This window comes from Amycolatopsis mongoliensis (genome assembly GCF_030285665.1).
Lineage (GTDB): Bacteria > Actinomycetota > Actinomycetes > Mycobacteriales > Pseudonocardiaceae > Amycolatopsis > Amycolatopsis mongoliensis.
In genome coordinates, this window is record NZ_CP127295.1 from 1,484,790 (window position 1) to 1,508,052 (window position 23,263).

The window sequence follows — 23,263 nt, forward strand, 5'->3', positions numbered from 1 at the left end:
CTCACGACGAGGTGACCACTACGAGAGGCGGAGGGTCGTCTCCGGGTTGAACGCGTGGGTCTCGCCTTCGCCGCGCAGGCCGACCCGGACGTTGTCGCCCATCCGGGGCGGGGTGCGGCCGTCGACGCGGACGACGAACCGGTCGTCGCCCACCTTGCCGTGCAGGTACGCGTCCGCGCCCAGTTCCTCGACCAGCTCCACGACCAGCTCGAAGCCGCCTTCGGAGACCAGCTCCAGCGACTCCGGGCGCACGCCGAAGACCACCTCCTTCAGGTCCCCGGCGGCGGACAGCACCGAGCGCGGCAGCGGCAGCACGACGTCGCCCAGCTTGACGCCGCCCTCGGTCAGCGGCAGCGTCGCCAGGTTCATCGCCGGCGATCCGATGAAGCCGGCCACGAACGAGTTCGTCGGGTTCTCGTACAGCTCCCGCGGTGACGCGCACTGCTGCAGGACGCCGTCCTTGAGCACCGCCACCCGGTCGCCCATCGTCATCGCCTCGACCTGGTCGTGCGTGACGTAGATGGTCGTCGTCCGGAGCCGGCGTTGCAGCTGGGCGATGTTCGCGCGCGTCTCGACGCGCAGCTTCGCGTCCAGGTTGGACAGTGGCTCGTCCATCAGGAACACGCTGGGCTCGCGCACGATCGCCCGGCCCATCGCGACGCGCTGCCGCTGCCCGCCAGACAGGGCTTTGGGCTTGCGGTCGAGGTACTTCGAAAGATCCAGCATCGCAGCGGCCTCGGCCACCTTGGCCTCGATGTCCGCTTTGGACAGTCCACGCAGCTTCAGCGCGAAGCCCATGTTCTCGGCCACCGTCATGTGCGGGTACAGCGCGTAGGACTGGAACACCATCGCGATGTCCCGGTCCTTCGGCGGCAGGTGGGTGACGTCGCGGTCGCCGATGTGGATGGCGCCCTCGTCGATGTCCTCCAGCCCCGCGAGCATCCGCAGCGCCGTCGACTTGCCCGAACCCGAAGGGCCGACCAGCACCAGGAACTCGCCGTCCGGCACCGCCAGGTCGAGCTTGTCGACCGCCCGCACCTCGTGCGCACCCGGGTAGATCCGCGACGCCTGTTCGTAACTGACACCCGCCATGGCTACTTCACCGCTCCCATCGACAGCCCCCGGACGAGGTGGTTCTGCGCGATCCAGCCGACGATCATCACCGGCAGCGAAGCCAGCAGCGCGGCGGCGGAAAGCTGGGCCCAGTACAGGCCCTCACTGGTGATGAACCCGACGAGGAACACCGGCACCGTGCCGGCCCGGGCCGCCGTCAGGTTGACCGCGTAGAAGAACTCGGTCCAGGAGAAGATGACGCAGATCAGCGCGGTCGCCGCGATCCCGGGCGCGACCACCGGCATGATGATCTTGCGCAGCAGCGTCGGCAGGTTCGCGCCGTCGATCCGGCCCGCTTCGATCATCTCGTGCGGGACCTCGAGGAAGAACGACCGCATCATCCAGATGGCCAGCGGCAGGTTCATCGACGTGTACAGGATGACCAGCGCCCACACCGTGTCCAGCAGCTCGGAGTTCTGGGAGATGATGTACAGCGGGATGATCGCCGCGACGATCGGCAGCATCTTCGTCGAGAGGAAGAACCCGAGCGCGTTCGACGTGCCCTTGACCGGCGCCAGCGACAGCGCGTACGCCGCCGGGACGCCGAAGAGCAGCACCAGGGCCGTCGAGAGGATCGTGACGAACGCCGAGTTGGACAGGTAGGGCAGGAACCCGCCGCTCAGGACGTTCGAGATCTGGTCGAACGTCGGGGAGAACAGCAGCTTCGGCGGGTCGGTGTAGGCGTCGGCCTCCTGCTTGAACGCCGTGAGGATCATCCACAGCAGCGGGAAGACGAACAGGATCGCGACGACCCAGGTCGCCACGGTCAGCGAGCCCTTGCCGTAGTGCTTCTTGCGAGGACGCGCGGCAAGAGTGGTCATTTCACGCCTCCACTCACGGAGAAGGTGCGGAACATCAGGCGCAGCGCGAAGGTCGCGACGATCATCGTCAGGATCACGACGATCACGCCCATCGCCGACGACTGGCCGACGTCGAAGCCCTCGAACGCGCGCTGGTAGATGTAGTACGGCAGGTTGGTGCTGGCCGTGCCCGGGCCGCCCTGCGTCATCAGGAAGATCGCGTCGAAGCTGTTCACGATGTAGATCGCGCCCAGCAGCGTCGCCAGCTGCAGGAACCGGGACAGGTGCGGCAGGGTGATGGAGACGAACGTCCGCCACCGGCCGGCACCGTCCACAGAGGCCGCTTCGAGCACCTCCTTGGACTGGCTCTGCAGGCCGGCCAGGATGAGCAGCATCATGAACGGCGTCCACTGCCACACGATCTGCGCCATCACCGCGGCCAGCGGGAACTCCGAGAGCCAGTCGAGGTCGGTGCCGAAGACGAAGTGCAGCAGCCCGTACGTCGGGTCGAACATCGTCGTCTTCCACAGCAGCGCGCCGGCCGCCGGGAGGATCAGGAACGGCGTGATCAGCAGCGTCCGGACGACGCCGCGGCCGAAGAACTTCCGGTCGAGCAGGATCGCCAGGCCGAGGCCCAGCAGCAGCGCGACCAGCACGCACACCACGGTCAGCACCACCGTGTTGAGCAGCGCGACCAGGAACGTCGCGTCGCTGAAGACGTCGATGTAGTTGTCCAGGCCGACGAAGTGGCGCGAGCCCGGCCGGACCAGGTTCCACGACTGGAACGAGTAGAAGACGGTGAGCAGGAACGGCAGCTGCGTCACCGCGATGACGAAGATCAGCGCGGGCAGCAGCGGCAGGCGCCGCTTGGCCGCGGTGCTCAGGCCGCGTTTCTCCTCGGCCTTCGCGTGGGCGTGGGACTTGGGCGTATCTACCGACAGCGTGGACATCACTGCACCGCCTTGTAGGAGTCGCCCACCGTCTGGGCGTAGTCCTGGGACTGCTTCAGGGCGTCGTCGACCGACTCGCGGCCGGCGATCGCCGCCGACAGCTGCTGGCTCACCCGGGTGCCCAGGTCCTGGAACTCGGGGATGCCGACGAACTGGATGCCGGGGTAGGGCACCGGGTTCGCCATGACCTTCTGCTGGTTCGCGTCCGCGATGCCGTCGAGCGTGGGCTTCGCGTAGGCCGCCGCGGCCTTGGCGTAGTCGGGGATGGTGTACGTCGACTGGCGCACGCCCGGCGGGACGCGGTTCCAGCCGTAGGTCTGGCCGACCTTCTGCACGTACGCCTTGTCGGTCATCCAGGCCATGAACTTCCAGGCCGCGTCCTTGTCCTTGGCGACCTTCGGGATGCCGAGCGCCCAGGTGTAGAGCCAGCCACTGGCCTGCGTCTTGACCACCGGCGCCGGCGCGTAGCCGGACTTGCCGACGATCTTGCTGCTCGACGGGTCCTCGTTGGTGCCCGCCATGACCGTCGCGTCGTACCACATCGCCGCGTTGCCCTGGGTGTAGCGCGTACCGCACTCGGAGAACCCGGCGCTGGAGGCACCGACCTCACCGTGGTCGCGGATCAGGTTGACGTAGAAGTTCGCGGCTTCCTTGAACTCCGGCGACGTCAGCTTGGCGTTCCAGTCCTTGTCGAACCACTGCGCGCCGAAGGTGTTGGCCACCGTGGTGAACGGCGCGAGGCTCTCGCCCCAGCCCGGCTTGCCGCGCAGGCAGATGCCCGCGACGCCGTCGGCCTTGTCGTCGAGCTTCGCGGCGAAGTCCGCGATCTGCTGCCACGTCGGCTTGGCCGGCATCGTGAGCCCGGCCTTCTCGAAGAGGTCCTTGCGGTAGGCCAGGAACGACGACTCGCCGTAGAACGGCACCGCGTACATCTGGTTCTGGTACGACAGCGACGTCTTGATGCTGGGGATGAAGTCGCCTTCGTCGTAGCCCGGGGTGGCCGCCATGTGCGGTTCGAGGTTCTCGAGCCAGCCGTTGGCCGCCCACTGCGGAGCCTCGTAGTTGCTGATCATCACGACGTCGAACTCGCCGCCCTCGGTGGCGGTCGACGCGGTGATCTTGGCGCGGGCCTGGTTTTCCGGCAGCGAGACGAACTTCAGGTTGATGCCCGTGGCCTTCTCGAACTCCGGGGCGAGGGAGATCGCGTCCTTCATCTGCGGGTTGGCCACGATCGCGATGACGAGGGTGCTCCCGCCGGTGCCGACCGAGCCGGCCCCGGCGCACCCGGTGGCCAGCAGGGACGTCGCGGCGAAGAGGGTGAGGAGCTTACGCACGGCCGCCTCCCGGGAGTACCTGCACCTTGAGGCCCGAGCCGCTGCGCATCTTGGCGAGCGCCTCGGGGTACTGCTCCAGCGGCAGCGTGTCCGTGAGCAGCGAATCGGTGTCGATCGCGCCGGTCGCGACGAGGTCGAGCGCGGCGCCGAAGCTGTGCAGCACGGCCATCGAGCCGACGATGGTGATTTCGTCGTTGTAGATGCGGAACGGCGAAAGCGCGACGCGGGCTTCCGCCGGTGCGACGCCGAAGACGAGCAGCCGGCCACCGCGCCGGATCGAGTCGAACGCGGCTTCGATGGCCGGGGCGGCGCCGGTCGCGTCGACGGCGACGTCGAACTTCTCGCCGTTCAGCTCGCCGACGTCCGACGCGGTGGCGACGGCGCCGAGACTCGTCGCCCGCGGCAGCCGGTCCTTGTTCCGGTCCACCACCGTGACCTGCGCGCCGGAGCGTTGCAGCAGCTGCTGCATGATCAGGCCCATGGTGCCGGCGCCGACCACGAGGAAGCGCTCTCCGGCTTCGACGCCGACACGGCGCACGCCGTGCACCGCGCAGGAGACGGGTTCGACCAGCGCGCCCTGCTCCCAGGTCATCGAGTCGGGCATGCGGTAGCAGGTGGACGACGGGACGGCGACGTACTCGGCGAAGGCGCCGTTGACGGTGTCGCCGGTGGCACCCCAGTTCGCGCAGAGGTTGCCGTGGCCGGCGCGGCAGGGGCCGCAGTAGCCGCAGAACAGCGACGGGTCGACGGCGACGCGGTCGCCGATCTTCCACTCGCCCGGCACGTCCGCGCCGAGCTCGACGATCTCCCCGGCGAACTCGTGCCCGGGGACGATCGGATACGGCGTGGGCGGGAAGTGCCCGTCCGCGATGTGCAGGTCGGTCCCGCAGATCCCGCACGCTCCGACCTTGACGACGACCTGGCGTTCCCCGGGTTTCGGATCGGGCACCTCGCCGACCCTGATCTCACCGGGCCGGTCGACGATGGCGGCACGCATGCCTTGCCCCTTTCTCGCGCTCATATGAGCGGCGTTGACCTATGGCGTCGAGAACATGTGAAGGCATTACAGGTCTGACGTCGGTGTTACGTCAACCTTTCGTGCAGATTTCGAGCTATAGTGCTCATATGAGCGCGTCTAAGAAGCCGCCGTCGCTGACCGAAGCGATCCTGCTGGCCACCATCGCCCGGCGCTTCTACGTGCAGGGACGCTCCAAACTGGAGATTGCCGACGAGTTCGGCATCAGCCGGTTCAAGGTGGCCCGCATGCTCGACACCGCCAGGGAGTCCGGCCTGGTCAGAGTGGAGTTCTCGCTGCCCGCGCCGGTGGATCTGGCGCTGTCGGACGAGGTGCGCGCGGCGTACGGCCTGGAGCGGGCGCTGGTGCTCGAACGCTCAACCGAGCGCGAGCCGAGGGAGGTCGTCCGGGCCAAGATCGGGACGCTGGCGGCTCGGCTGCTGGAAGAGATCGCGACCCCTTCGGACGTCATCGGGTTGTCGTGGGCACGGTCGGTGAACGCGATGACCGAGGCCATCCGCGCGCTGCCGCGGTGCCCGATCGTCCAGCTGTGCGGGGTGCAGGCCGGGATGGACATGCGCGGCCGGTCGGTGGAGACGGTCAGCCGCGTGACGTCGGTGTCCGGCGGCGACGCGTACCCGATCTTCGGCCCGCTGGTGCTGCCGGACCGGCGGACCACGGAGACGCTGCGGCGCCAGCCGGGCATCGCGGAGACGTTCGGGCAGTTCCGGAACCTGACGAAGGCCGTGGTCAGCATCGGCGCGTGGCAGCCGGGCGAGTCGACGGTGTACGACGCGCTGGACGAGGCCGAGCGCGCGGCGATCGCGGCCCGCGGCGCGACGGCGGAGGTGGCGGCGCGCCTGTTCGACGCGTCCGGAAACGCTTTGTCGACCGGATTGGCCCACCACGTGCTGGCGATCAGCCACGAAGAGCTGACGGCGGTGCCGGAAGTGATCGCGCTGGGCTACAGCAAGCCGAAAGCGGCGGCGGTGGACGCGGTTTTGCGGTCGGGCATGGTCACGACCCTGATCACCGACGCCGCGGCAGCAGTCCCCCTGCTGGCCCTGGCGGCCAAGAACCCACCCCGCTGACCGTGCCGAAAAGGCCGACACGCGTGATCAGCAAGCCGACACACGTGATTAAAGGGTCGACACGACCACGCACGCCGTGTCGACCCTCCAATCACGCGAGTTGACCCTCCAGTCACGCGAGATACGCGTTCAATCACGCGAGTTCCGCCTCTGATCACGCGAGTTCCGGGTGCCGGGCCTACTTCCGCGGTGGTACGGGCGCCGGGGCGGTGTACTCCGGCGGGCGCAGGCGGAGCCTCCGCGGGTCCGGGGCGAAACCCGGGTCGGGCCCGATGTGCGCGGACGGCGTTCCCGCGAACCTTGACCCGTGACCCGAACCAAGACTTCCCCGCGGTGGCGCCAAACCGTCGTCTGGCTGCACGCCGTGTCGTCGGTCGCCTGGATGAGCCAGGCCCTTGCGCTGGTGGTGCTCATGTCGCCGGCCCTCGCGCACCCCGGGCAGGCCGCCGCCCCGACCTCGATGGCCGACCGGCTCGACTCCGTGCTGCTCGCGCCGATGGCGAACGTCTCCGCCTTCACCGGCTTGCTCCTCGCCGGCGCCACCGCGTGGGGCTACTTCCGGCACTGGTGGGTCCTCACGAAGTTCGCCCTCACGCTGATCCAGCTCTACGCCGGGATCTTCCTGCTCTCCCCCGCGCTGCGGGAGTCCGCGGACACCAGTACCGTCACCTGGCCGCAGATCGCCGGGGCGTCGCTGATGGCGAGCGCGCTTTCCTTCCAGGCCTGGCTCTCGATCGCCAAGCCCGGCAAGCGGACGCCGTGGTCGCCCGCCGCGAAGCCGCCGACCGCGCCGACCTGGGTGTTCGTGGCGGGAGTGGCCGCTCCGGCAGTCGATGTGCCGGCCGGGATCCTCGCCGGCTATCCGCTGCCCGCGTTGTCCCTGGTCACGCTGATCGTGCTCGGTCTTGAGCGGCGACGACGGCGTCGCCGTGCTCAGCCGCCCACCGGCCGAAGCCCTCGATCGGCCCCAGCAGCGTCTCCCCCAGCGACGTAAGGGCGTACCCGCCGTCGCGGCGCTCGACGAGCCCGTCGAACTCCAGGCGCCGCACGGTTTCCGTGAGCACCTTCGCGCTGATCCCGCCGATCGTGCGCCGGAGCTCGCCGTGCCGGCGCGGGCCGTGGCGCAACGCCCACAGGACCACGGGGTTCCACGTGTTGGCGACCAGGTCGAACGCGAGCCGCGTGCGGCAGTCGGCGAGAAAGTCCATGGTTACCTTTCGGTTCCTGCCCGGGTCCCTAACGTCGTGCTGGTACAGCAAAGCACGAGGAGGACGCATGCGGATCGGGATCTTCGGCACGGGCGCGATGGCGACGGCGCTGGGCCCGCACTGGGCGAACGCCGGCCACGAGCTGAGGGTGGCCGGCCGCGACCCGGCCCGGGCGGCGGCGCTCGGCGCCCGCACCGGAACGTGGGCCGAGGTGGCGGCTTTCGCGGACGTCCTGCTGCTCGCCGTCCCCGCCGACGCCGTCTTCGACGTCCTGGCCGCCGCCGGTCCCCTGCCCGGCAAGGTCCTGGTGGACTGCACCAACCAGCCCGGCCCGGACGGCGGTCCCCCGCCGGGGACCCCGGTGGCGGCCCGCATCGCGGCCGCCGCGCCGGACGCGCACGTCGTCAAGGCGTTCAACCTGGCCCCGGCCGACGTCTGGCGGAAGCCACCCCGGACGCTCACGGTCCCGCTCTGCGGCGACGACCCGGCGGCCCTCGACGCGGTCCGCACGCTGGTCCGCGACATCGGCTGCACAGCGGTGCTCGGCGGCGGCCTCGACCGGGCGCACCTGCTGGAGGCGACGGCCGCGTTCGCCATCGGCCTGTGGTTCGCGGGCGAGGACGCCCGGGCGATCCTCGTGCCGGTGGGCTGAGCGTGCCGGTTCCGCGCGGGGCGAACCCCTTCCTCCGGACTCCGTGCGGGGCAGGCCCGAGTTCCGCCTGCCCCGCACGAATCGCCGGTTACTACTTGTACGCGCCCGCCACGATGCTCGGCGCCGCGCCGTACTCGATGGCGGTGGCATCGGTGCCGGCCGAGGCGTACTCGACCATCGAGGCCGCGGACGCGGTGGTCGCGCCGAGGACACCCAGCACCGCCGATACCGCCGCCGCGGCGAAGACGCCGGCCGTGATGCGCTTCAGACTTCCCATGTTTCCTCCCCTGTCGGCTGACTCCAAGCTAGCGACGCCGGGGCCGGAGGGGGACGATTTGGCCGGATTCACCCCGTTGGCCGCATCCGGTCAACGGCGCCGACGTTCCCCGAGGCCAGGTCCGCCGCGCCGGCCCGCAGCGGCGCCCCGCCCCGCGGGACGACGGTCACCGTGCCGTCACCCAGATCCGTCACCACCGTGCTCAACGTCATCAGCGGGTCGCCGCCGGACGCGCTGCGGTAGACGTCGTTCGTCAGCGTGTCCGCCAGCCACTTCGCGTCCGGCGCGACCGGGGCCAGGTGCGCGCACACCTCCGCCCGGTCCAGGCTCTCCTCCGACGCCGCGTCCCAGTGCGGCGAGAGCCGACGGAAGTGGTTGGTGTGCCAGGAAAGCCCACTGCCCACAGTGGTCACCGCGGTCTCGTCCCCGGCCTTCTCGACCACCGTCACCACCGGCGAGCCGACCTGCCCCATGGTGTACGCGAACCCGCCCGCCGAAGCGTGCGAGCGCAGCATCGACACCGCCTCGGCCACGGTGGCCGACCGCTGCGCGGAACGCGCGACGAAGTGCCGCCCGGCGTACGGCGAAGGCGCCACCACGCTCACGCTGTCGATCCCCCAGGCCAGCCCGTGCGTGGTCAGCGTGAAGGTGTTGCTCGGCAGGAAACCCGGGTACCACCAGACGCACACGCCGGGCTCGCCGTCGATCAGCAGGGTCAGCAGCCGCCCGACTCCGTCGAACACCGGGGCGCCGTCCTCGTTGTGGCCGAGGAGGCTCGGCGACCCCGCCCACGCCAGGTCGGTGCACCCCGTGCCGTCGCCCGTACCGAGGTCGCCGCGCAGGTTGGCCAGCAGGAGGTCGTCGAACGGCACCCCGGCTCCCGCCGCCAGGGCCGTCAGCTCGGCGTACGCGTCCGGGTGCTCGACCTGCGACGCCGCTTCGACGGCCCGGAACAGCACCGGCGACCGCCGCGCCCATTCGGTGACCGGCCAGGACGGCAGTCCGGCGAGGACGGTCCGGATGTCGGCGGCGGCGTGCTCGCCGAGCGCCCGGAAAGCGGCTTCCCGGGGCCCGCTGACGACCGTCCAGCGCACGTCGCCGACCCGGTGCTCCCGCACTGTCGCCACCATGTGATCACGATGACTGAGCAGTCAGGAAAAGGCAACGGCTAGTGCGCGCCCACGTCGGTCACCCGCACCACGGCCACCCCGGCCTCGTCGGACGCCGCCAAGTCGACCTCCGCGCTGATGCCCCAGTCGTGGTCGCCCGCCGGGTCGTCGAAGATCTGGCGGACCTTCCAGACGTCCGGCAGCTGCTCGATCATCAGCAGCGCCGGGCCGCGCGCGTCCGGGCCGGTGCCGAGCGTCTCGTACTCCTCGAAGTAGTCCGCGATGGCGTCTTCCCACGCCTCGGCGTCCCAGCCGGACGCCGCGTCCAGCTCGCCGAGCACGTTCCACGCCCGCCGCCCGAACAGCTCGACCCGGCGGAACAGCTCGTTGCGCACCAGCACGCGGAAGGCGCGCTCGTTGCGGGTGACGGCCGGTGGCTCGGACGGCGGCCGCTTCGACACCGGGCCTTCTTCGTCCGGGTGCCGCAACGCCTCCCACTCGTCCAGCAGGCTCGAGTCGACCTGCCGGACGAGCTCGCCGAGCCACTCGATGAGGTCCTGCAGCGGCTCGGTCTTGGCCTCGTCCGGCACCGTGTGGCGCAGCGCGTCGTAGACGTCCGCGAGGTAGCGCAGCACCAGCCCTTCCGACCGGGCGAGCTGGTAGAAGCCGATGTACTCGACGAAGTTCATCGCGCGCTCGTACATGTCGCGCACGACCGACTTCGGGGACAGCTCGTAGTCGTCGACCCACGGGTGGCCCTGCCGGTAGCTGTGGAACGCGCCCTGCAGCAGCTCCTCCAGCGGCTTCGGGTACGAGACGTTCTCGAGCAGCTCCATCCGCTCGTCGTACTCGATGCCCTCGGCCTTCATGGCGTTCACGGCCTCGCCGCGCGCCTTGAACTGCTGCTGCGACAACACCGGCCGCGGGTTGTCCACTGTGGCCTCCACAGTGGACACGACGTCGAGCGGGTAGCTCGGCGACTCCAGGTCGAACAGCTCGATCGCGGCCAGCGCGAACGGCGAAAGCGGCTGGTTGAGCGCGAAGTCGAACTGCAGGTCGACGGTGAGCCGGACGATCCGGCCCTGCTCGTCCGGCTCGGGCAGCCGTTCGACGACGCCGGCGGCGAGCAGCGCGCGGTAGATCGCGATGGCGCGCAGGATGAGCTTGCGCTGCGACGCGCGGTCCTCGTGGTTGTCCTCCAGGAGGTGCCGCATCGAGTCGAACGCGTTGCCCGGCCGCGAGATCACGTTCAGCAGCATCGAGTGCGTCACCTTGAAGCTGGACGTCAGCGGCTCGGGCTCGGCCGCGATCAGCCGGTCGAACGTGCTCTCAGTCCAGTTGACGAAGCCCTCCGGCGCCTTCTTCCGGACGATCTTCTTTTTCTTCTTCGGGTCGTCGCCCGCCTTCTCCAGCGCCTTCGCGTTCTCGACGACGTGGTCAGGCGCCTGCACGACGACGTAGCCGTCGGTGTCGTAGCCCGCGCGCCCGGCCCGGCCGGCGATCTGGTGGAACTCGCGCGCCTTGAGATGGCGCTGGCGGACGCCGTCGTACTTCGTCAGCGCGGAGAAGACCACCGTCCTGATGGGCACGTTGATGCCAACGCCGAGGGTGTCGGTCCCGCAGATCACCTTGAGCAGCCCGGACTGCGCCAGCGTCTCGACCAGCCGCCGGTACTTCGGCAGCATCCCGGCGTGGTGCACGCCGATGCCGTGGCGGACCAGCCGCGAGAGCGTCTTGCCGAACCCGGCGGCGAAGCGGAAGTCGCCGATCAGCTCGGCGATGGCCTCCTTCTCGGCCTTCGACGTGACGTTGATGCTCATCAGCGTCTGCGCCCGCTCGATGGCCGCGGCCTGCGAGAAGTGCACGACGTAGACCGGCGCCTGGCCGCCGTTGAGCAGCTCGGACATCGTCTCGTGCAGCGGCGTGAGCGCATACCGGAAGGTCAGCGGCACCGGGCGCTGCGCCGACGTGACGACGGCGGTCGGCTTGCCGGTGCGGCGGGTGAGGTCCTTCTCGAAGAAGGACACGTCGCCCAGGGTCGCCGACATCAGGACGAACTGGGCCTTCGGCAGCTCCAGGATGGGGACCTGCCACGCCCAGCCGCGGTCGGGCTCGGAGTAGAAGTGGAACTCGTCGGCGACGACCTGCCCGACGGGGGCGTCGGCACCGAACCGCAACGCGATGTTCGCCAGGATTTCGGCCGTGCAGCAGATGATCGGCGCGTCCGCGTTGACGCTGGAGTCGCCGGTCATCATCCCGACGTTCTCGGCGCCGAAGATCTCGATGAGCTGGAAGAACTTCTCCGACACCAGTGCCTTGATGGGCGCGGTGTAGTAGCTGCGGCGGCCCTGGGCGAGCGCGGTGAAGTGCGCGCCGACGGCGACGAGGCTCTTCCCGGAGCCGGTCGGCGTCGAGAGGATGACGTTCGATCCGGAGACGACCTCCATCACCGCCTCCTCCTGCGCCGGGTACAGCTCGATGCCCCGATCGGCCGTCCAGGTCGTGAAGGCTTCGAAGAGGGCGTCGGGGTCGGGATCCGCAGGCAGGAGGTCTGTGAGAGTCATCAGGAGTCCATCGTGCCATCCGCTCGTCGCAAAGTCGGCAGGGGCGATCGCATCGCGCGTGGTAAACCCGTAGGCTTCGCGGTACCGCGCGTCGACCGGGTGATCCTTCCGGTCACGCGCGCATACGGGCGGTACTCCGGAGGGCTAAGGAATGGCACAGGACATCATCCCGATCGAACTCGGGCTGCCGCAGGGCGACGTCGTCACCCTGTGGGCCCCGCGCTGGCGGGAAGACGGCGAGGAGTGGGAAGCGTTCCTCGGCGACGAGGACGACCTGTATGCCTTCCCGGACGCCGCGCACCTGGCCGCCTTCGTCCGCACGTCCGAGCGCCACGACCTGCTGGACCACCCGGCCTGGGACGCCGTGCCGTCGCTGAACGTGCCCGAGCTGATCCCGGACGAGGACCACACGTACGACCTCGTCGGCGTGCCGGAGCTCGTCGCCGAGGAGCCGGACGTCTGGCACATCGCGGAGCTGGCCGAGATCGTCGGCATCGTGCGCTCGCTCGCCGACGTCTGCGACCTCGAAGAGGTGCACGAGATCCTCGACTCGACCGAGGGCTTCTCGCTGCTCGACCAGGGCACCCTCCCGTTCACCGGGAGCGTCGGCGTGCAGGTGTGGAACGACCTGTCCGAGACGGTGTCGCAGAAGTGGGACACCGTGCTGGACGCGATCGACGGCCTGGTGACCGCGCCGGACGTCGACGAGAAGGTGCTGGAGCAGACGGCCGAGGAGCTGGCCGCGTTCCACGAGGAGTCCGCCGAGGCCGAGGCCGGCGCCGAGGGCGAAGAGGACCTCGAAGCCATCGACGCCGTGGACGAAGACTCCGACGAGGACGAGGAAGAAGAGGGTCCGGTCGGCTTCTGGGCCGAGGTCGGCATCGACCCGATCAAGATCATCACGTCCGGCGCGGAGTACTACACGCTGCGCTGCTACCTCGACGACGCGCCGGTGTTCCTCGGCAGCGAGGGCGAGATCGACGTGTTCACGTCGGAGAAGGCACTGGCCCGCGCGCTGGCCGACGGCAAGGACCTGGCCGACACGGACCTCGCGGACGTGTCCACGTGGGACGAGGTGCTGGCGAAGGCGACGGCGGGCGAGCTCGAGGTCGAGGTCGACACCGAGAACACGTACGTGCTGACGGGCTTGGACGCGGACATCGCGGAGGGCCCGGCGGCGATCGACCCGACGCAGCTGGAGCTGGCGGTCGAGCTGATCACGGACGCGGCGGACTGGGCGGGCGACGACTCGGCCGAGACGGCGCTGGCGGGCAACGAAAGCCTGGGCTGGCTGGTGTCCTTCGTGCTGCGGCCCGACCCGACGCGCCTCGAGCCGTCGGCGCCGTTCGACGCGGAGCAGAGCGCGTGGCGCAAGCTCGTCGAGGGCTTCGAGAACCGCCTGACGGTGGCTTGAGTTCCTGACGCGAAGGCCGCCTCCCGGGTCCGGGAGGCGGCCTTCGTCGTGTCGTCCCCCCAATCACGCGTGTCGACCCTCCAGACACGCGAGTCGACCCTCCAAGCACGCGAGTTCGCCCGGCCGGTCCCGTGCCGGAAGGGTCGACACGCGTGATCTGAGGGTCGACACGCGTGATTGAAGGGTCGACACGGTGTCAGTCCTCCGCGTGGACCGGGACCACCAGCACCGCCAGGGCCGGGAAGATCGCCGCCACGCAGAACGCCAGGGCGTACCTGCTGTCGCCGATCACCAGGCCCAGCAGGGGCGGGGTGAGGGACGCCGCGATGTTCTGGCCCGTGTTCTGCGTCCCCATCGCGCGGCCCGACCACGCCAGGCCCGCCAGTTCCGCCGACGCCGTGAAGCCCAGGCCGTTGTCGGCCACCGTGATCACCCCCGCCAGCGCCACCGCCAGCAGCACCAGCCACGGCCAGGTCGCGTCGCCCAGAGCCACCAGCAGCATGACGAAGCAGCTCAGCACCGCCAGCTGGCGCATCGGGCGCAGCCGGCTGCCGACGCGGTCGGACCACCAGCCCGACCCCAGCCTCCCCGCCGCGCCCAGCACCTGGACCACCGCCAGGTACCAGCCCGCCGCCAGCGGGCTCCAGTGCTGCACCGCCACCAGGTACGCCGGCGCGAACGCCGACACCGCGAACTGCGGCACCACCAGCAACGCACTGGCACCGTGGACCCGCCACAGCGTCGCGTGCCGGTACGGCGAAGGCGGCTTCTCGCCCGAAGCCGGCCGCGGCGGCCGCGGCGGGTCCGTGACCAGCCACGCCACCAGCAGCGAGACGACGATCGCCAGCCCGGCCGGGAGCAGGACGGCCGCGCGGAACCCGAAGTGCGCGGCCAGCGGCGGTAGCCCGAGCGCCGCGACGCCGACGCCGAGCGGCTGGGCCGTCTGGCGGATCCCCATCGCGATCCCGCGCTCGGACTTCGCGAACCAGCCCATCACGACGCGACCGCTCGCCGCGTTCACCGAAGCCGTACACGCTCCGGCCGCCAAGAACACACCAAAGAGAAGCCCGACCGGGTGAGTTCCGACCCCGGCGTACACCAGGAGTAACCCTGAAGCACCCAGTCCGAGCGCCATGATCAGACGCTCTCCGTAACGGTCCGCAGCCGCGCCCCACACGATCAGGGTGAACAGGAGCCCGATGCTCGGCGCCGCGACGACCGTGCCGGCCTGGGCCAGCGTCAGCCCCTCCGCGTCCCGCATGACCGGGACCAGGAACGGGATGCCGTAGAGGAACGAACAGCTCGCCGTCTGCGCGGCAAGGCCGAGCGCGAGGATGAGCCACCGTCGTGAACTCGCCTGCACCTGCTCCGCCGAACCGCCCGCGACCTGCACCATCTTCGTCACCGTCTCAACATCTGAGAGTAACTTCCTATATGGTGAACGATAGTTGGCATGGCTAAGGACCGCAAGCACCCAGCGGGCGGCCGCGCGGGCGTCAGCTCAGCGCGGCGTACCCGGGCTTGATGACGTCGTCGATCAGCGCGATCCGGGTGTCGAAATCGATGAACGCGGATTTCATGGCGTTGATCGTGAACCACCGGAAGTCGTCGAGGTCATACCCGAAGGTCTCGTGCAGCGCGGCGAATTCGCTGGTCATCGTGCATCCGCTCATCAGCCGGTTGTCCGTGTTCACGGTCACCCGGAAGCGCAGCTGCTTGAGCAGGCCGATGGGGTGCTCGGCGATCGAGCGCGCCGCGCCTGTTTGGACGTTCGACGTCGGGCAGATCTCCAGGGGGATCCGGCGGTCGCGGACGTACGCGGCCAACCGTCCAAGGTGGACCGTGCCGTCCGCGTCGGTCTTGATGTCCTCGACGATCCGCACGCCGTGCCCGAGCCGCTCCGCGCCGCAGTGCTGAATCGCCTCCCAAATGGACGGAAGACCGAACGCCTCGCCGGCATGAATGGTGAAATGCGCATTGTTCTGCCGCAAATACTCGAAAGCGTCGAGATTGCGGGTCGGCGGGAATCCGTCCTCCGGGCCGGCGATGTCGAACCCGGCGACGCCGGCGTCCCGGTAGCGGACGGCCAGGTTCGCGATCTCGAGCGCGCGGGCGTGCTGGCGCATCGCGCAGAGCAACGTCCCGATGCGGATGCTGCCGCCGTTCGCGGCCACCCGGCGTGTGCCCTCCGTGAACCCCGCCAGGACAGCCTCGACCACCGCATCGAGTGACAGACCGCGTTCGACGAACAACTCCGGTGCGTAGCGCACCTCGGCGTAGGCGACGCCGTCGGCGGCCAGGTCCTCCACCGCCTCCGCGGCGACCCTGACCAGGGCTTCCTCCGTTTGCATCACGCCGCAGGTGTGCGCGAAGGTCTCGAGGTAGGAAACGAGTGAGCCGGAGTCGGCCGCACGGCGGAACCAGCTGCCCAGCTCGGCCGGATCGGTGGTGGGCAGACCGGCATAACCGGTGGCTTCGGCGAGCTCGGCGACGGTGGCCGGGCGGAGACCGCCGTCGAGGTGGTCGTGCAGGAGGACCTTCGGCGCGCGGCGGAGTGTCTCGCTGGTCAGAACAGGGCTTTCGTCAGGCATCCCCCAACGGTAACCTCGTTGTCATTCCCCTACATGGCCGTAACTCTCAGGCTCTGGTCAACGCTCAGCGTTGACGATCATGCGACGAATCGGCCATCCGGGGGCAGCCTCCGTAATACGCGCTTCACGGGGGCCATACGCACAGCAATTTCGCAATCGTTAAGCTTCGTGGCACGTCCCTCCATTTCCCCGCCGACGAAGGACACACAGCAGTGACCACTGACAACCACATTGCCGCCCCGTCCTTCGACCGGATGCGCAACATGCTGGTGCGCGCGGCCGAAGTGCGTGAGAGCGAGCAGCAGCAGATCTTCGACGCGCTCGACGACATCTACGCCCGCCTCGCGCCGGTGGACTCGCTGGGCGCGGTCCGCAAGCGGCTCTCCGAGATGCCCGACCGCACCGAGGTCAGCGTCCTGGCCGAGCGCCTCGACGAGACGATGTCCCGCCTCGAGGCCCAGGACAACGCGATCGCCGCGCTGACCCGCGCCGTCGAGAGCATCGTCGACAAGCTCGCCAAGCCGTTCGCACAGCTCGACGGCCGGCTCGACGGCATGGCCGCCCGCTTCGAGGGCGTCGCGGGCCGGATGGACGGACTTGAGGACAAGCTCCAGAACATCCACCGCCGGATCGACGAGGTCGGCGGACACCTCGACAAGCAGGACGCGAAGCTCGACTCGATCCCGCAGTCGGTGCACGGCCCGGTCCGCGAGCGGATCGAGCAGGCCGAGGCGTCGCTGCGCGACCGCGTCGACCACGCCGACCACGAGCTGCGCGGCAAGGTCGACGAGCTGAGCCGCACGACGCAGGAGCGCATCGGCGAGCTGGACCGCGTCACCAACGAGCGGATCTCCGCGAACACCGAGGCGCTCAAGACGGCGCTGACCGAGACCGGCGAGATGATCGACGCCTCGGACCGCCTGGAGAACCTGGGCAACCGCCTCGAGAAGGTCACCAGCCGCCTCGACGACCTGGCCGGCCGCCTCGACAAGGTGGAGGACGGCTTCCTCTCCGGCATCGGCGACCTCGACGGCGCGCTCAAGGCCGGGCTGTCCAAGGTCGAGGGCACGCTGTCCAAGCAGCCGGACACCGACTCGGTGGACTCGCTGGTCCGCAAGAGCAACGACGAGAGCGTCCGCCGCATCGGCGGCCAGCTCGACGAGGCGATGGCGACGTTCGCGGAGCTGATGCTCGGCGGCGGCCCCGCGGTCCAGCAGATCTCCCCGCCCCCGCCGGCCCCGCGCCAGCCGCGGCGCAGCTCGCGCAACGGCCGCGCCCCGAAGGCCGCCGACACGAAGGCCAAGCCGGGCGAAGGCTCGGAAGAAGCCACGGAGTAAACAGCACGCATGAAGAGGCCCCCATCGGTGTACCGATGGGGGCCTCTTTCATGTTCCGGAGTGACCACTCCATAACACTTTCCTAGCGAAAGTGACGCTTCGGGGGCCCGCGGGCCGAGCTTTCGCCGAGAAAGATGCGGGAGGGTCACTCAGTCGGGTGATCATCTTCGCGATGATCATCACACCGTGCCGCGGATCGTCTCCCGGACGATCGGGCCCGGCGCGGGGGCCGACCCGGCGACCGTGAAGCCGCCTTCGAGAGCCGCCAAGGCCGCCGGGACCGCTTCCGGCGTGTCCGTGTGCAGCTCCAGCAGCGGCTCACCCTCCGTGACCGGGTCGCCGGGCTTGGCCAGGCACAGCACGCCCGCCGCGGCCTGGACCGGGTCCTCCTTGCGGGCCCGCCCCGCACCCAGCCGCCACGCCGCGACGCCCACCGCGTACGCGTCCAGCGAAGCCAGCACGCCCGAGGCCGGCGCGAGAACCGTGTGGACGTGCGACGGCGTCGGCAGCGGCGCCGAAGGGTCTCCACCCTGGGCGGAGATCATCCGGCACCACGTCTCGTACGCCTCGCCCGACGCCAGCACGGCCGCCGGGTCCGCGTCCAGGCCGGCCAGGGCCAGCATCTCCCGCGCCAGCGCCACGGTGAGGGCAACGACGTCCGAAGGCCCGCCGCCCCGCAGCACCTCGACCGACTCGGCGACCTCCACCGCGTTCCCGACCGCCCGCCCCAGCGGGACGTTCATGTCGGTCAGCAACGCCGTCGTCGGCACCCCGTGCGCGACCCCGATCGAGGTCAACGTCGAGGCCAGCGAACGCGCCTGGTCGAGCGTCTTCATGAACGCGCCCGACCCGAACTTCACGTCCAGAACCAGCCCGGACGCGCCTTCCGCGATCTTCTTGCTCATGATCGAGCTGGCGATCAGCGGGATCGACTCCACGGTGGACGTCACGTCCCGCAGCGCGTAGAGCTTCTTGTCCGCCGGCGCCAGCCCGGACGTCGCCGCGCAGACCACCGCGCCGACGTCCTCCAGCTGAGCCTGGATCTCCGCCGTGGACAGCGAAGCCCGCCAGCCGGGGATCGACTCCAGCTTGTCGAGCGTGCCCCCCGTGTGCCCGAGCCCGCGCCCGGACAGCTGCGGCACGGCCGCGCCGCACGCGGCCACCAGCGGCGCCAGCGGCAGCGTGATCTTGTCGCCGACCCCGCCCGTCGAGTGCTTGTCGACCGTCGGCCGCGACACCGAGAGGGACAGCCGCTCGCCCGAGTTGATCATCGCGCCGGTCCAGCGCGAGATCTCGGCGGAATCCATGCCCCGCAGGAAGATGGCCATCGCCAGCGCCGACATCTGCTCTTCGGCGACCTCCCCGCGCGTGTACGCGTCGACGACCCAGTCGATCTGCTCGTCGGAAAGCCTGCCGCCGTCCCGCTTGGTGCGGATCACGTCGACCGCGGCGAACCCGCTCACGGCAGGTCGTCCGGGCCGAAGGCGTCGGGCAGCACGTCCGACATCGGCAGGATGCCGCTGGGCGTGTCCACCAGGCACGCGGACCCGCCCAGCTCGAACAGGATCTGCCGGCAGCGCCCGCACGGCATCAGCAGGTCACCGGCGCCGCTGCGGCACGCGACGGCGACCAGGCGGCCGCCGCCGGAGAGCCGCAGCTGCCCGGCCATCGTGCACTCGGCGCACAGCCCGAGCCCGTACGACGCGTTCTCGACGTTGCACCCGGTGACCACGCGCCCGTCGTCGACGATCCCGGCAACCCCCACGTGCAGCCCCGAATAGGGCGCGTAGGCGTGAGAAGCCGCTTCGATGGCCTTCGAGCGAAGCGCGTCCCAGTCCACAGTGGACGTCATCAGTCCTCACCCCGCCGGTACGGCTGGCCGTCGGCCTGCGGCGGCCGCAGCCGCTGCGAAGCCACCGCCAGCACGATCAGCGTCACGAAGTGCGCGGTGTACGGGATCAGGTCGGACGGCAGCGTGTCGTTCGACCAGTAGATCGCGTACAGCACGCCCGCGCCGACCACACCGAGCCCGGCCGCGATCCACTGCCTGCGGAACAACTGGACGACGACGATCACGCCGACCAGGATCACCGCTCCGTACAGCAGCGCGAGCACCGCTTCGCCGCCGCCGGCGAGCTGGAGACCGTCCGCGTAGCCGAACAGCGCCGCGCCGCCGAGCAGGCCACCCGGGCGCCAGTTGCCGAAGATCATCGCCGCGAGGCCGATGTACCCGCGGCCGTTGGTCTGGTTCTCCAGGTAGTCCGCGCCGCCGCGCAGCAGCACCAGCGACGCGCCACCCATCCCGGCGAACGCGCCCGAGATCACCACGGCGACGTACTTGTGCAGGTAGACGTTCACGCCGAGCGACTCCGCGGCCACCGGGTTCTCGCCGCAGGACCGCAGCCGCAGGCCGAACCGGGTGCGCCACAGGATGTAGTAGCTCAGCGGGATCAGGATGATCGCGATCATCGTCAGCGGCGCCACCTCGGTGACCAGGCCGCGCAGGATGCCGGCGACGTCCGAGATCCCGACGCGCTGCTCCTTCTCCAGGCCGCCGAGCCAGTCGGAGAGGAAGCTCGCCGAGTAGGTGTCGAACTTCGGTACCACCGGCGACTGCCGCGGGTTGCCGGAGACCGGCGCGAAGATCAGGTTCGCCAGGTACTTCGTGACGCCGAGGCCGAGCAGGTTGATCGCGACGCCGGAGACGATGTGGTTGACGTTGAACGTCACCGTCGCCACCGCGTGCAGCAGCCCGCCCAGCGCGCCGAAGGCCAGCGCGGCCACCAGGCCGGCCCACACCCCGCCGTTGTACGAACCCCAGGCGGCGCCCCAGGTCCCGAGGATCATCATGCCCTCGAGGCCGATGTTCACCACGCCCGCGCGTTCGGCCCAGAGGCCGCCGAGCGCGCACAGCAGGATCGGCAGCGCCAGCCGCAGCGCCGTCGACGCGGTGTTCGACGACGTCAGCGCGGCGGCGCCGGTGGAGTACGACGCCGTCGAGATGACGGCGATGGCGATCACGGCCCAGATGACCCCGCGGAGCCAGCCGGGGATCCGGGACCGCTTGCGGCGCACCGGCATCGTGCCGGGGCTGCCCGCGTCGGGCCGGGAAACGTCGGTGACGACCATCAGACCGCACCCCCTTCCGCGATCGAGGCACCCTTGCGGCCGTTGGTGCCGAGCGCCCGGCCGACGCGGTGTTGCTGCGAGCGCAGGTCGGCCCGGCGCACGACCTCGTACGCCACGACGACCGACAGCACGATGATGCCCTGCATGATCGTCGCGATCTCCTTGGACACGTTGATCTGCTCCAGCGACACCGCGGAGGTGTCGAGGAACGCCCACAGCAGCGCGCCGAGCGCGATGCCGCCGGGGTGGTTGCGGCCGAGCAGCGCGACGGCGATGCCGGTGAAGCCGTACATCTGGGTCGCGGTGATGCCGTAGCTGAAGTCGCGGCCGAGCAGCTCGGGCATCGCGACCAGGCCGGCGACGCCACCGGAGAGCAGCATCGCGATCAGCGTCATCTTCTTGGCGCTGACACCGCCCGCGGCCGCGGCCGTGGTGGACTCGCCGGACGCCTTGAGCTCGAAGCCGAAGCGCGTGCGGTTGAGCATGAACCAGTAGGCCCCGCCGATGATCGCGGCGATGAACACGAACCCGAACAGCGTGCCCGAGCCGAGCGGGATGCCCGGGATCCGGCCCGAGGGCTCGATCACGCGGGTGCCGATGTTGTTGCCGGTCTGCACGCCGAACTGGTCGGCGTTGATGAGGAACGCGATGATCCCGGCGACGATCGCGTTGAGCATGATCGTCGAGATGACCTCGCTGACCCCGCGGGTGACCTTGAGGATCGCCGGGACCGCGGCGTAGGCCATGCCCGCCGCGACCGCGACCACCAGGATCGCCAGCACGTGGATGACCGGTGGCAGCTTCATCGCGCCGCCGGCGATGGCCGCGACGACGGCGGCGAAGCGGTACTGGCCTTCGACACCGATGTTGAACAGGTTCATCTGGAAGCCGACGGCCACCGCGAGCCCGGACAGGTAGTAGACCGTCGCCAGGTTCACCGTGTCGACCGCGGTGGAGCCCTTGAACATCTGGCCGATCATCGTGCCGTACGCGTTCAGCGGGTCGGCACCGGAGATGATCAGCGCGATCGCCGAAAGCAGGACGGCGAAGACGATCGCCAGCAGCGGCGGCAGCAGTTTCGTGCGCCAGGAAGTCATTCTTCGTCACCCTCCCCGGCGCCGGTCATCGCCGAGCCCAGTTCCTGCGGGGTCACGGTGGCGGGGTCGGCCTCGCTGACGAGCCGCCCGCGCAGCATGACCTGGATCGTGTCGGACAGCCCGATCAGCTCGTCCAGGTCGGCGGAGACCAGCAGCACGGCCAGCCCGGCCGAGCGGGCCTGCCGGATGTTCTCCCAGATCAGCGCCTGCGCGCCGACGTCGACACCGCGCGTGGGGTGCGACGCGATGAGCAGCACCGGGTTGCCGGACAGCTCCCGCCCGACGATCAGCTTCTGCTGGTTGCCGCCCGAGAGCGCCGCGGCGGGGACGTCGATCCCCGGTGTGCGGACGTCGTACTCGCGCACGATCCGCTCGGTGTCGGCGCGGGCGCCGGCGATGTCGAGCAACTGTCCCCTGGAGACCGGTTCGCGGGTCTGGTAGCCGAGGATCCGGTTGACCCACAACGGTTGCGTGAGCAGCAGGCTGTGCCGCGTGCGGTCCTCGGCGATGTAGCCGATGCCGGCTTCGCGCCGCGCCAGCGTGCCCGCCTTCGTGATGTCGCGGGCCTTGCCGTCGGCGTCGACCAGCTCGATCGTGCCGCCGGACGGCTTGCGCATGCCCATGATCGTCTCGACGAGCTCGGTCTGGCCGTTGCCCTCGACGCCGGCGATGCCGAGCACCTCGCCCGCGCGCACGGTGAAGGTGATGTCGTCGAGCGCGTTCCGGTCCGAGCCCTCGGCGCCCAGCGTGAGGCCGGTCAGCCGCAGCACGGCGCGGTCGGTGACGGTGGACTCGCGGGTCTCCGGGCTGGGCAGCTCCGAGCCGACCATCATCTCCGCGAGCTGGCGGGAGGTGATGGTCTTCGGGTCGGCGGTGCCGACGGTGGTGCCGCGGCGGATCACCGTGACGGTGTCGGCGATCGCGCGGACCTCGTCGAGCTTGTGCGAGATGAAGAGGAAGGTGTAGCCGTCGGCCGTCATCTCCCGGACGGTCGCGAAGAGCGCGTCGACCTCCTGCGGCACGAGGACCGCGGTGGGCTCGTCCAGGATGATGATCTTCGCCCCGCGGTAGAGCACCTTGACGATCTCGACGCGCTGGCGGTCGGCGACGCCCAGCTCTTCGAGCAGCGTGTCGGGCTCGGCGTGCAGCCCGGTCCGCTCGGCGAGCTCGGCCAGCCGCGCGCGGGCGGCGCGGCCGATGCCGTGCAGGGCCTCGGCGCCGAGGAACACGTTCTCGCCGACCGTGAGGTTGTCGGCCAGCATGAAGTGCTGGTGCACCATGCCGATCCCGGCGCGGATGGCGTCCTGCGGGTTGCGCAGCTTCACCTCTTCGCCGTTGATCGCGATCGTGCCCTCGTCCGGCGGCTGCATGCCGTAGAGGATCTTCATCAGGGTGGACTTGCCGGCGCCGTTCTCGCCACAGATGGCGTGCACCTCGCCGGCGGCGACGGTGAGGTTGACGTCGGAGTTGGCCACCACGCCGGGGAACCGTTTGGTGATCCCGGTCAGCTGGACGGCGGGCACGCCCCGGTCGGGGACGGCCTCGGCCGGGGCCTCGGCAGTGCTCATGGGCGGGAGAGTTC

At 70.1% G+C, this 23,263-nt stretch carries 21 protein-coding genes; 5 read left to right on the forward strand and 16 right to left on the reverse strand.

Annotated features, from left to right (window positions below; all coding sequences use genetic code 11):
• Nucleotides 1-18 precede the first annotated feature (18 nt).
• From QRX60_RS06935 to QRX60_RS06955, 5 genes are read right to left on the reverse strand one after another with little or no spacing between them, the layout of a single operon-like run.
• Nucleotides 19-1,092 carry an ABC transporter ATP-binding protein gene (locus QRX60_RS06935; RefSeq protein WP_285999969.1) on the reverse strand — a complete coding sequence of 358 codons (1,074 nt, stop codon included), beginning with the start codon at nucleotides 1,090-1,092 and terminating at the stop codon, nucleotides 19-21.
• 2 nt (nucleotides 1,093-1,094) lie between these two features.
• Nucleotides 1,095-1,934 carry a carbohydrate ABC transporter permease gene (locus QRX60_RS06940; RefSeq protein ID WP_285999970.1) on the reverse strand — a complete coding sequence of 280 codons (840 nt, stop codon included), beginning with the start codon at nucleotides 1,932-1,934 and terminating at the stop codon, nucleotides 1,095-1,097.
• A complete protein-coding gene (locus QRX60_RS06945) occupies nucleotides 1,931-2,863 on the reverse strand; it encodes a carbohydrate ABC transporter permease (protein WP_285999971.1) in 933 nt (310 codons plus the stop codon). Before QRX60_RS06945 ends, QRX60_RS06940 begins: the two co-directional genes overlap by 4 nt.
• Complete coding sequence (locus QRX60_RS06950) at nucleotides 2,863-4,197, reverse strand: ABC transporter substrate-binding protein (RefSeq protein WP_285999972.1); 1,335 nt, start codon at nucleotides 4,195-4,197, stop codon at nucleotides 2,863-2,865. Before QRX60_RS06950 ends, QRX60_RS06945 begins: the two co-directional genes overlap by 1 nt.
• Nucleotides 4,190-5,194 carry a zinc-dependent alcohol dehydrogenase family protein gene (locus QRX60_RS06955; protein WP_285999973.1) on the reverse strand — a complete coding sequence of 335 codons (1,005 nt, stop codon included), beginning with the start codon at nucleotides 5,192-5,194 and terminating at the stop codon, nucleotides 4,190-4,192. The genes QRX60_RS06950 and QRX60_RS06955 overlap by 8 nt, the downstream gene beginning before the upstream one ends.
• A gap of 128 nt (nucleotides 5,195-5,322) precedes the next feature.
• Here QRX60_RS06955 and QRX60_RS06960 point away from each other — a divergent pair, with 128 nt between their 5' ends.
• Both QRX60_RS06960 and QRX60_RS06965 read left to right on the forward strand, forming a co-directional pair.
• Nucleotides 5,323-6,303 carry a sugar-binding transcriptional regulator gene (locus QRX60_RS06960; protein WP_285999974.1) on the forward strand — a complete coding sequence of 327 codons (981 nt, stop codon included), beginning with the start codon at nucleotides 5,323-5,325 and terminating at the stop codon, nucleotides 6,301-6,303.
• A gap of 307 nt (nucleotides 6,304-6,610) precedes the next feature.
• Nucleotides 6,611-7,297 carry a hypothetical protein gene (locus tag QRX60_RS06965; protein ID WP_285999975.1) on the forward strand — a complete coding sequence of 229 codons (687 nt, stop codon included), beginning with the start codon at nucleotides 6,611-6,613 and terminating at the stop codon, nucleotides 7,295-7,297.
• On the opposite strand, the gene QRX60_RS06970 is transcribed toward QRX60_RS06965, so the two are convergent.
• On the reverse strand, nucleotides 7,188-7,511 hold the full coding sequence (locus QRX60_RS06970; RefSeq protein ID WP_285999976.1) for a winged helix-turn-helix transcriptional regulator: 324 nt from the start codon (nucleotides 7,509-7,511) through the stop codon (nucleotides 7,188-7,190). The genes QRX60_RS06965 and QRX60_RS06970 overlap by 110 nt on opposite strands.
• 67 nt (nucleotides 7,512-7,578) lie before the next feature.
• Between QRX60_RS06970 and QRX60_RS06975 the strand changes: the two genes are divergently transcribed.
• Nucleotides 7,579-8,163 (forward strand): NADPH-dependent F420 reductase, encoded by a 585-nt coding sequence (locus tag QRX60_RS06975; protein ID WP_285999977.1) that lies wholly within the window; start codon nucleotides 7,579-7,581, stop codon nucleotides 8,161-8,163.
• Nucleotides 8,164-8,254: 91 nt separating this feature from the next.
• On the opposite strand, the gene QRX60_RS06980 is transcribed toward QRX60_RS06975, so the two are convergent.
• From QRX60_RS06980 to QRX60_RS06990, 3 genes are all read right to left on the reverse strand, one after another.
• Entirely contained in the window at nucleotides 8,255-8,440 is a 186-nt protein-coding gene (locus QRX60_RS06980) for a hypothetical protein (RefSeq protein ID WP_285999978.1), read from the reverse strand.
• 68 nt (nucleotides 8,441-8,508) lie between these two features.
• Nucleotides 8,509-9,570, reverse strand: a complete 1,062-nt coding sequence (locus tag QRX60_RS06985) for a C45 family autoproteolytic acyltransferase/hydolase (protein ID WP_285999979.1) — start codon at nucleotides 9,568-9,570, stop codon at nucleotides 8,509-8,511.
• A 38-nt stretch (nucleotides 9,571-9,608) separates the two neighbouring features.
• Nucleotides 9,609-12,113 (reverse strand): DEAD/DEAH box helicase, encoded by a 2,505-nt coding sequence (locus QRX60_RS06990; RefSeq protein ID WP_285999980.1) that lies wholly within the window; start codon nucleotides 12,111-12,113, stop codon nucleotides 9,609-9,611.
• Nucleotides 12,114-12,264: 151 nt separating this feature from the next.
• Between QRX60_RS06990 and QRX60_RS06995 the strand changes: the two genes are divergently transcribed.
• On the forward strand, nucleotides 12,265-13,527 hold the full coding sequence (locus QRX60_RS06995; protein WP_285999981.1) for a primosomal protein: 1,263 nt from the start codon (nucleotides 12,265-12,267) through the stop codon (nucleotides 13,525-13,527).
• A 196-nt stretch (nucleotides 13,528-13,723) separates the two neighbouring features.
• Here QRX60_RS06995 and QRX60_RS07000 read toward each other — a convergent pair whose 3' ends face one another.
• Nucleotides 13,724-14,923 carry an MFS transporter gene (locus tag QRX60_RS07000; RefSeq protein ID WP_286003521.1) on the reverse strand — a complete coding sequence of 400 codons (1,200 nt, stop codon included), beginning with the start codon at nucleotides 14,921-14,923 and terminating at the stop codon, nucleotides 13,724-13,726.
• Between the two features lie 100 nt (nucleotides 14,924-15,023).
• Nucleotides 15,024-16,118 (reverse strand): adenosine deaminase, encoded by a 1,095-nt coding sequence (locus QRX60_RS07005; RefSeq protein WP_285999982.1) that lies wholly within the window; start codon nucleotides 16,116-16,118, stop codon nucleotides 15,024-15,026.
• Nucleotides 16,119-16,330: 212 nt separating this feature from the next.
• Here QRX60_RS07005 and QRX60_RS07010 point away from each other — a divergent pair, with 212 nt between their 5' ends.
• Nucleotides 16,331-17,455, forward strand: a complete 1,125-nt coding sequence (locus QRX60_RS07010; RefSeq protein ID WP_285999983.1) for a PA containing protein — start codon at nucleotides 16,331-16,333, stop codon at nucleotides 17,453-17,455.
• A 179-nt stretch (nucleotides 17,456-17,634) separates the two neighbouring features.
• Here the strand turns inward: QRX60_RS07010 and QRX60_RS07015 are convergent, their stop codons facing one another.
• Genes QRX60_RS07015 through QRX60_RS07035 form a run of 5 tightly spaced genes read right to left on the reverse strand, consistent with a single transcriptional unit; the run spans nucleotide 17,635 to nucleotide 23,249 of the window.
• Entirely contained in the window at nucleotides 17,635-18,918 is a 1,284-nt protein-coding gene (locus QRX60_RS07015; RefSeq protein ID WP_285999984.1) for a thymidine phosphorylase, read from the reverse strand.
• Nucleotides 18,915-19,307, reverse strand: coding sequence for a cytidine deaminase (locus QRX60_RS07020; RefSeq protein ID WP_285999985.1), 393 nt, complete (start codon nucleotides 19,305-19,307; stop codon nucleotides 18,915-18,917). The genes QRX60_RS07015 and QRX60_RS07020 overlap by 4 nt, the downstream gene beginning before the upstream one ends.
• Entirely contained in the window at nucleotides 19,307-20,584 is a 1,278-nt protein-coding gene (locus tag QRX60_RS07025) for an ABC transporter permease (protein WP_285999986.1), read from the reverse strand. The genes QRX60_RS07020 and QRX60_RS07025 overlap by 1 nt, the downstream gene beginning before the upstream one ends.
• Entirely contained in the window at nucleotides 20,584-21,681 is a 1,098-nt protein-coding gene (locus QRX60_RS07030; protein ID WP_285999987.1) for an ABC transporter permease, read from the reverse strand. The genes QRX60_RS07025 and QRX60_RS07030 overlap by 1 nt, the downstream gene beginning before the upstream one ends.
• Nucleotides 21,678-23,249 carry an ABC transporter ATP-binding protein gene (locus QRX60_RS07035; RefSeq protein ID WP_285999988.1) on the reverse strand — a complete coding sequence of 524 codons (1,572 nt, stop codon included), beginning with the start codon at nucleotides 23,247-23,249 and terminating at the stop codon, nucleotides 21,678-21,680. Before QRX60_RS07035 ends, QRX60_RS07030 begins: the two co-directional genes overlap by 4 nt.
• Nucleotides 23,250-23,263 lie beyond the last annotated feature (14 nt).

What these genes read in the sequence shown, in the direction of transcription:
- QRX60_RS06935 (WP_285999969.1), bottom strand. Translation starts at nt 1,092, where the DNA reads ATGGCGGGTGTCAGTTACGAACAGGCGTCGCGGATCTACCCGGGTGCG.
- QRX60_RS06940 (WP_285999970.1), bottom strand. Translation starts at nt 1,934, where the DNA reads ATGACCACTCTTGCCGCGCGTCCTCGCAAGAAGCACTACGGCAAGGGC.
- QRX60_RS06945 (WP_285999971.1), bottom strand. Translation starts at nt 2,863, where the DNA reads ATGTCCACGCTGTCGGTAGATACGCCCAAGTCCCACGCCCACGCGAAG.
- QRX60_RS06955 (WP_285999973.1), bottom strand. Translation starts at nt 5,194, where the DNA reads ATGCGTGCCGCCATCGTCGACCGGCCCGGTGAGATCAGGGTCGGCGAG.
- QRX60_RS06960 (WP_285999974.1), top strand. Translation starts at nt 5,323, where the DNA reads ATGAGCGCGTCTAAGAAGCCGCCGTCGCTGACCGAAGCGATCCTGCTG.
- QRX60_RS06970 (WP_285999976.1), bottom strand. Translation starts at nt 7,511, where the DNA reads ATGGACTTTCTCGCCGACTGCCGCACGCGGCTCGCGTTCGACCTGGTC.
- QRX60_RS06975 (WP_285999977.1), top strand. Translation starts at nt 7,579, where the DNA reads ATGCGGATCGGGATCTTCGGCACGGGCGCGATGGCGACGGCGCTGGGC.
- QRX60_RS06980 (WP_285999978.1), bottom strand. Translation starts at nt 8,440, where the DNA reads ATGGGAAGTCTGAAGCGCATCACGGCCGGCGTCTTCGCCGCGGCGGCG.
- QRX60_RS06985 (WP_285999979.1), bottom strand. Translation starts at nt 9,570, where the DNA reads ATGGTGGCGACAGTGCGGGAGCACCGGGTCGGCGACGTGCGCTGGACG.
- QRX60_RS06990 (WP_285999980.1), bottom strand. Translation starts at nt 12,113, where the DNA reads ATGACTCTCACAGACCTCCTGCCTGCGGATCCCGACCCCGACGCCCTC.
- QRX60_RS06995 (WP_285999981.1), top strand. Translation starts at nt 12,265, where the DNA reads ATGGCACAGGACATCATCCCGATCGAACTCGGGCTGCCGCAGGGCGAC.
- QRX60_RS07000 (WP_286003521.1), bottom strand. Translation starts at nt 14,923, where the DNA reads ATGGTGCAGGTCGCGGGCGGTTCGGCGGAGCAGGTGCAGGCGAGTTCA.
- QRX60_RS07005 (WP_285999982.1), bottom strand. Translation starts at nt 16,118, where the DNA reads ATGCCTGACGAAAGCCCTGTTCTGACCAGCGAGACACTCCGCCGCGCG.
- QRX60_RS07020 (WP_285999985.1), bottom strand. Translation starts at nt 19,307, where the DNA reads ATGACGTCCACTGTGGACTGGGACGCGCTTCGCTCGAAGGCCATCGAA.
- QRX60_RS07025 (WP_285999986.1), bottom strand. Translation starts at nt 20,584, where the DNA reads ATGGTCGTCACCGACGTTTCCCGGCCCGACGCGGGCAGCCCCGGCACG.
- QRX60_RS07030 (WP_285999987.1), bottom strand. Translation starts at nt 21,681, where the DNA reads ATGACTTCCTGGCGCACGAAACTGCTGCCGCCGCTGCTGGCGATCGTC.
- QRX60_RS07035 (WP_285999988.1), bottom strand. Translation starts at nt 23,249, where the DNA reads ATGAGCACTGCCGAGGCCCCGGCCGAGGCCGTCCCCGACCGGGGCGTG.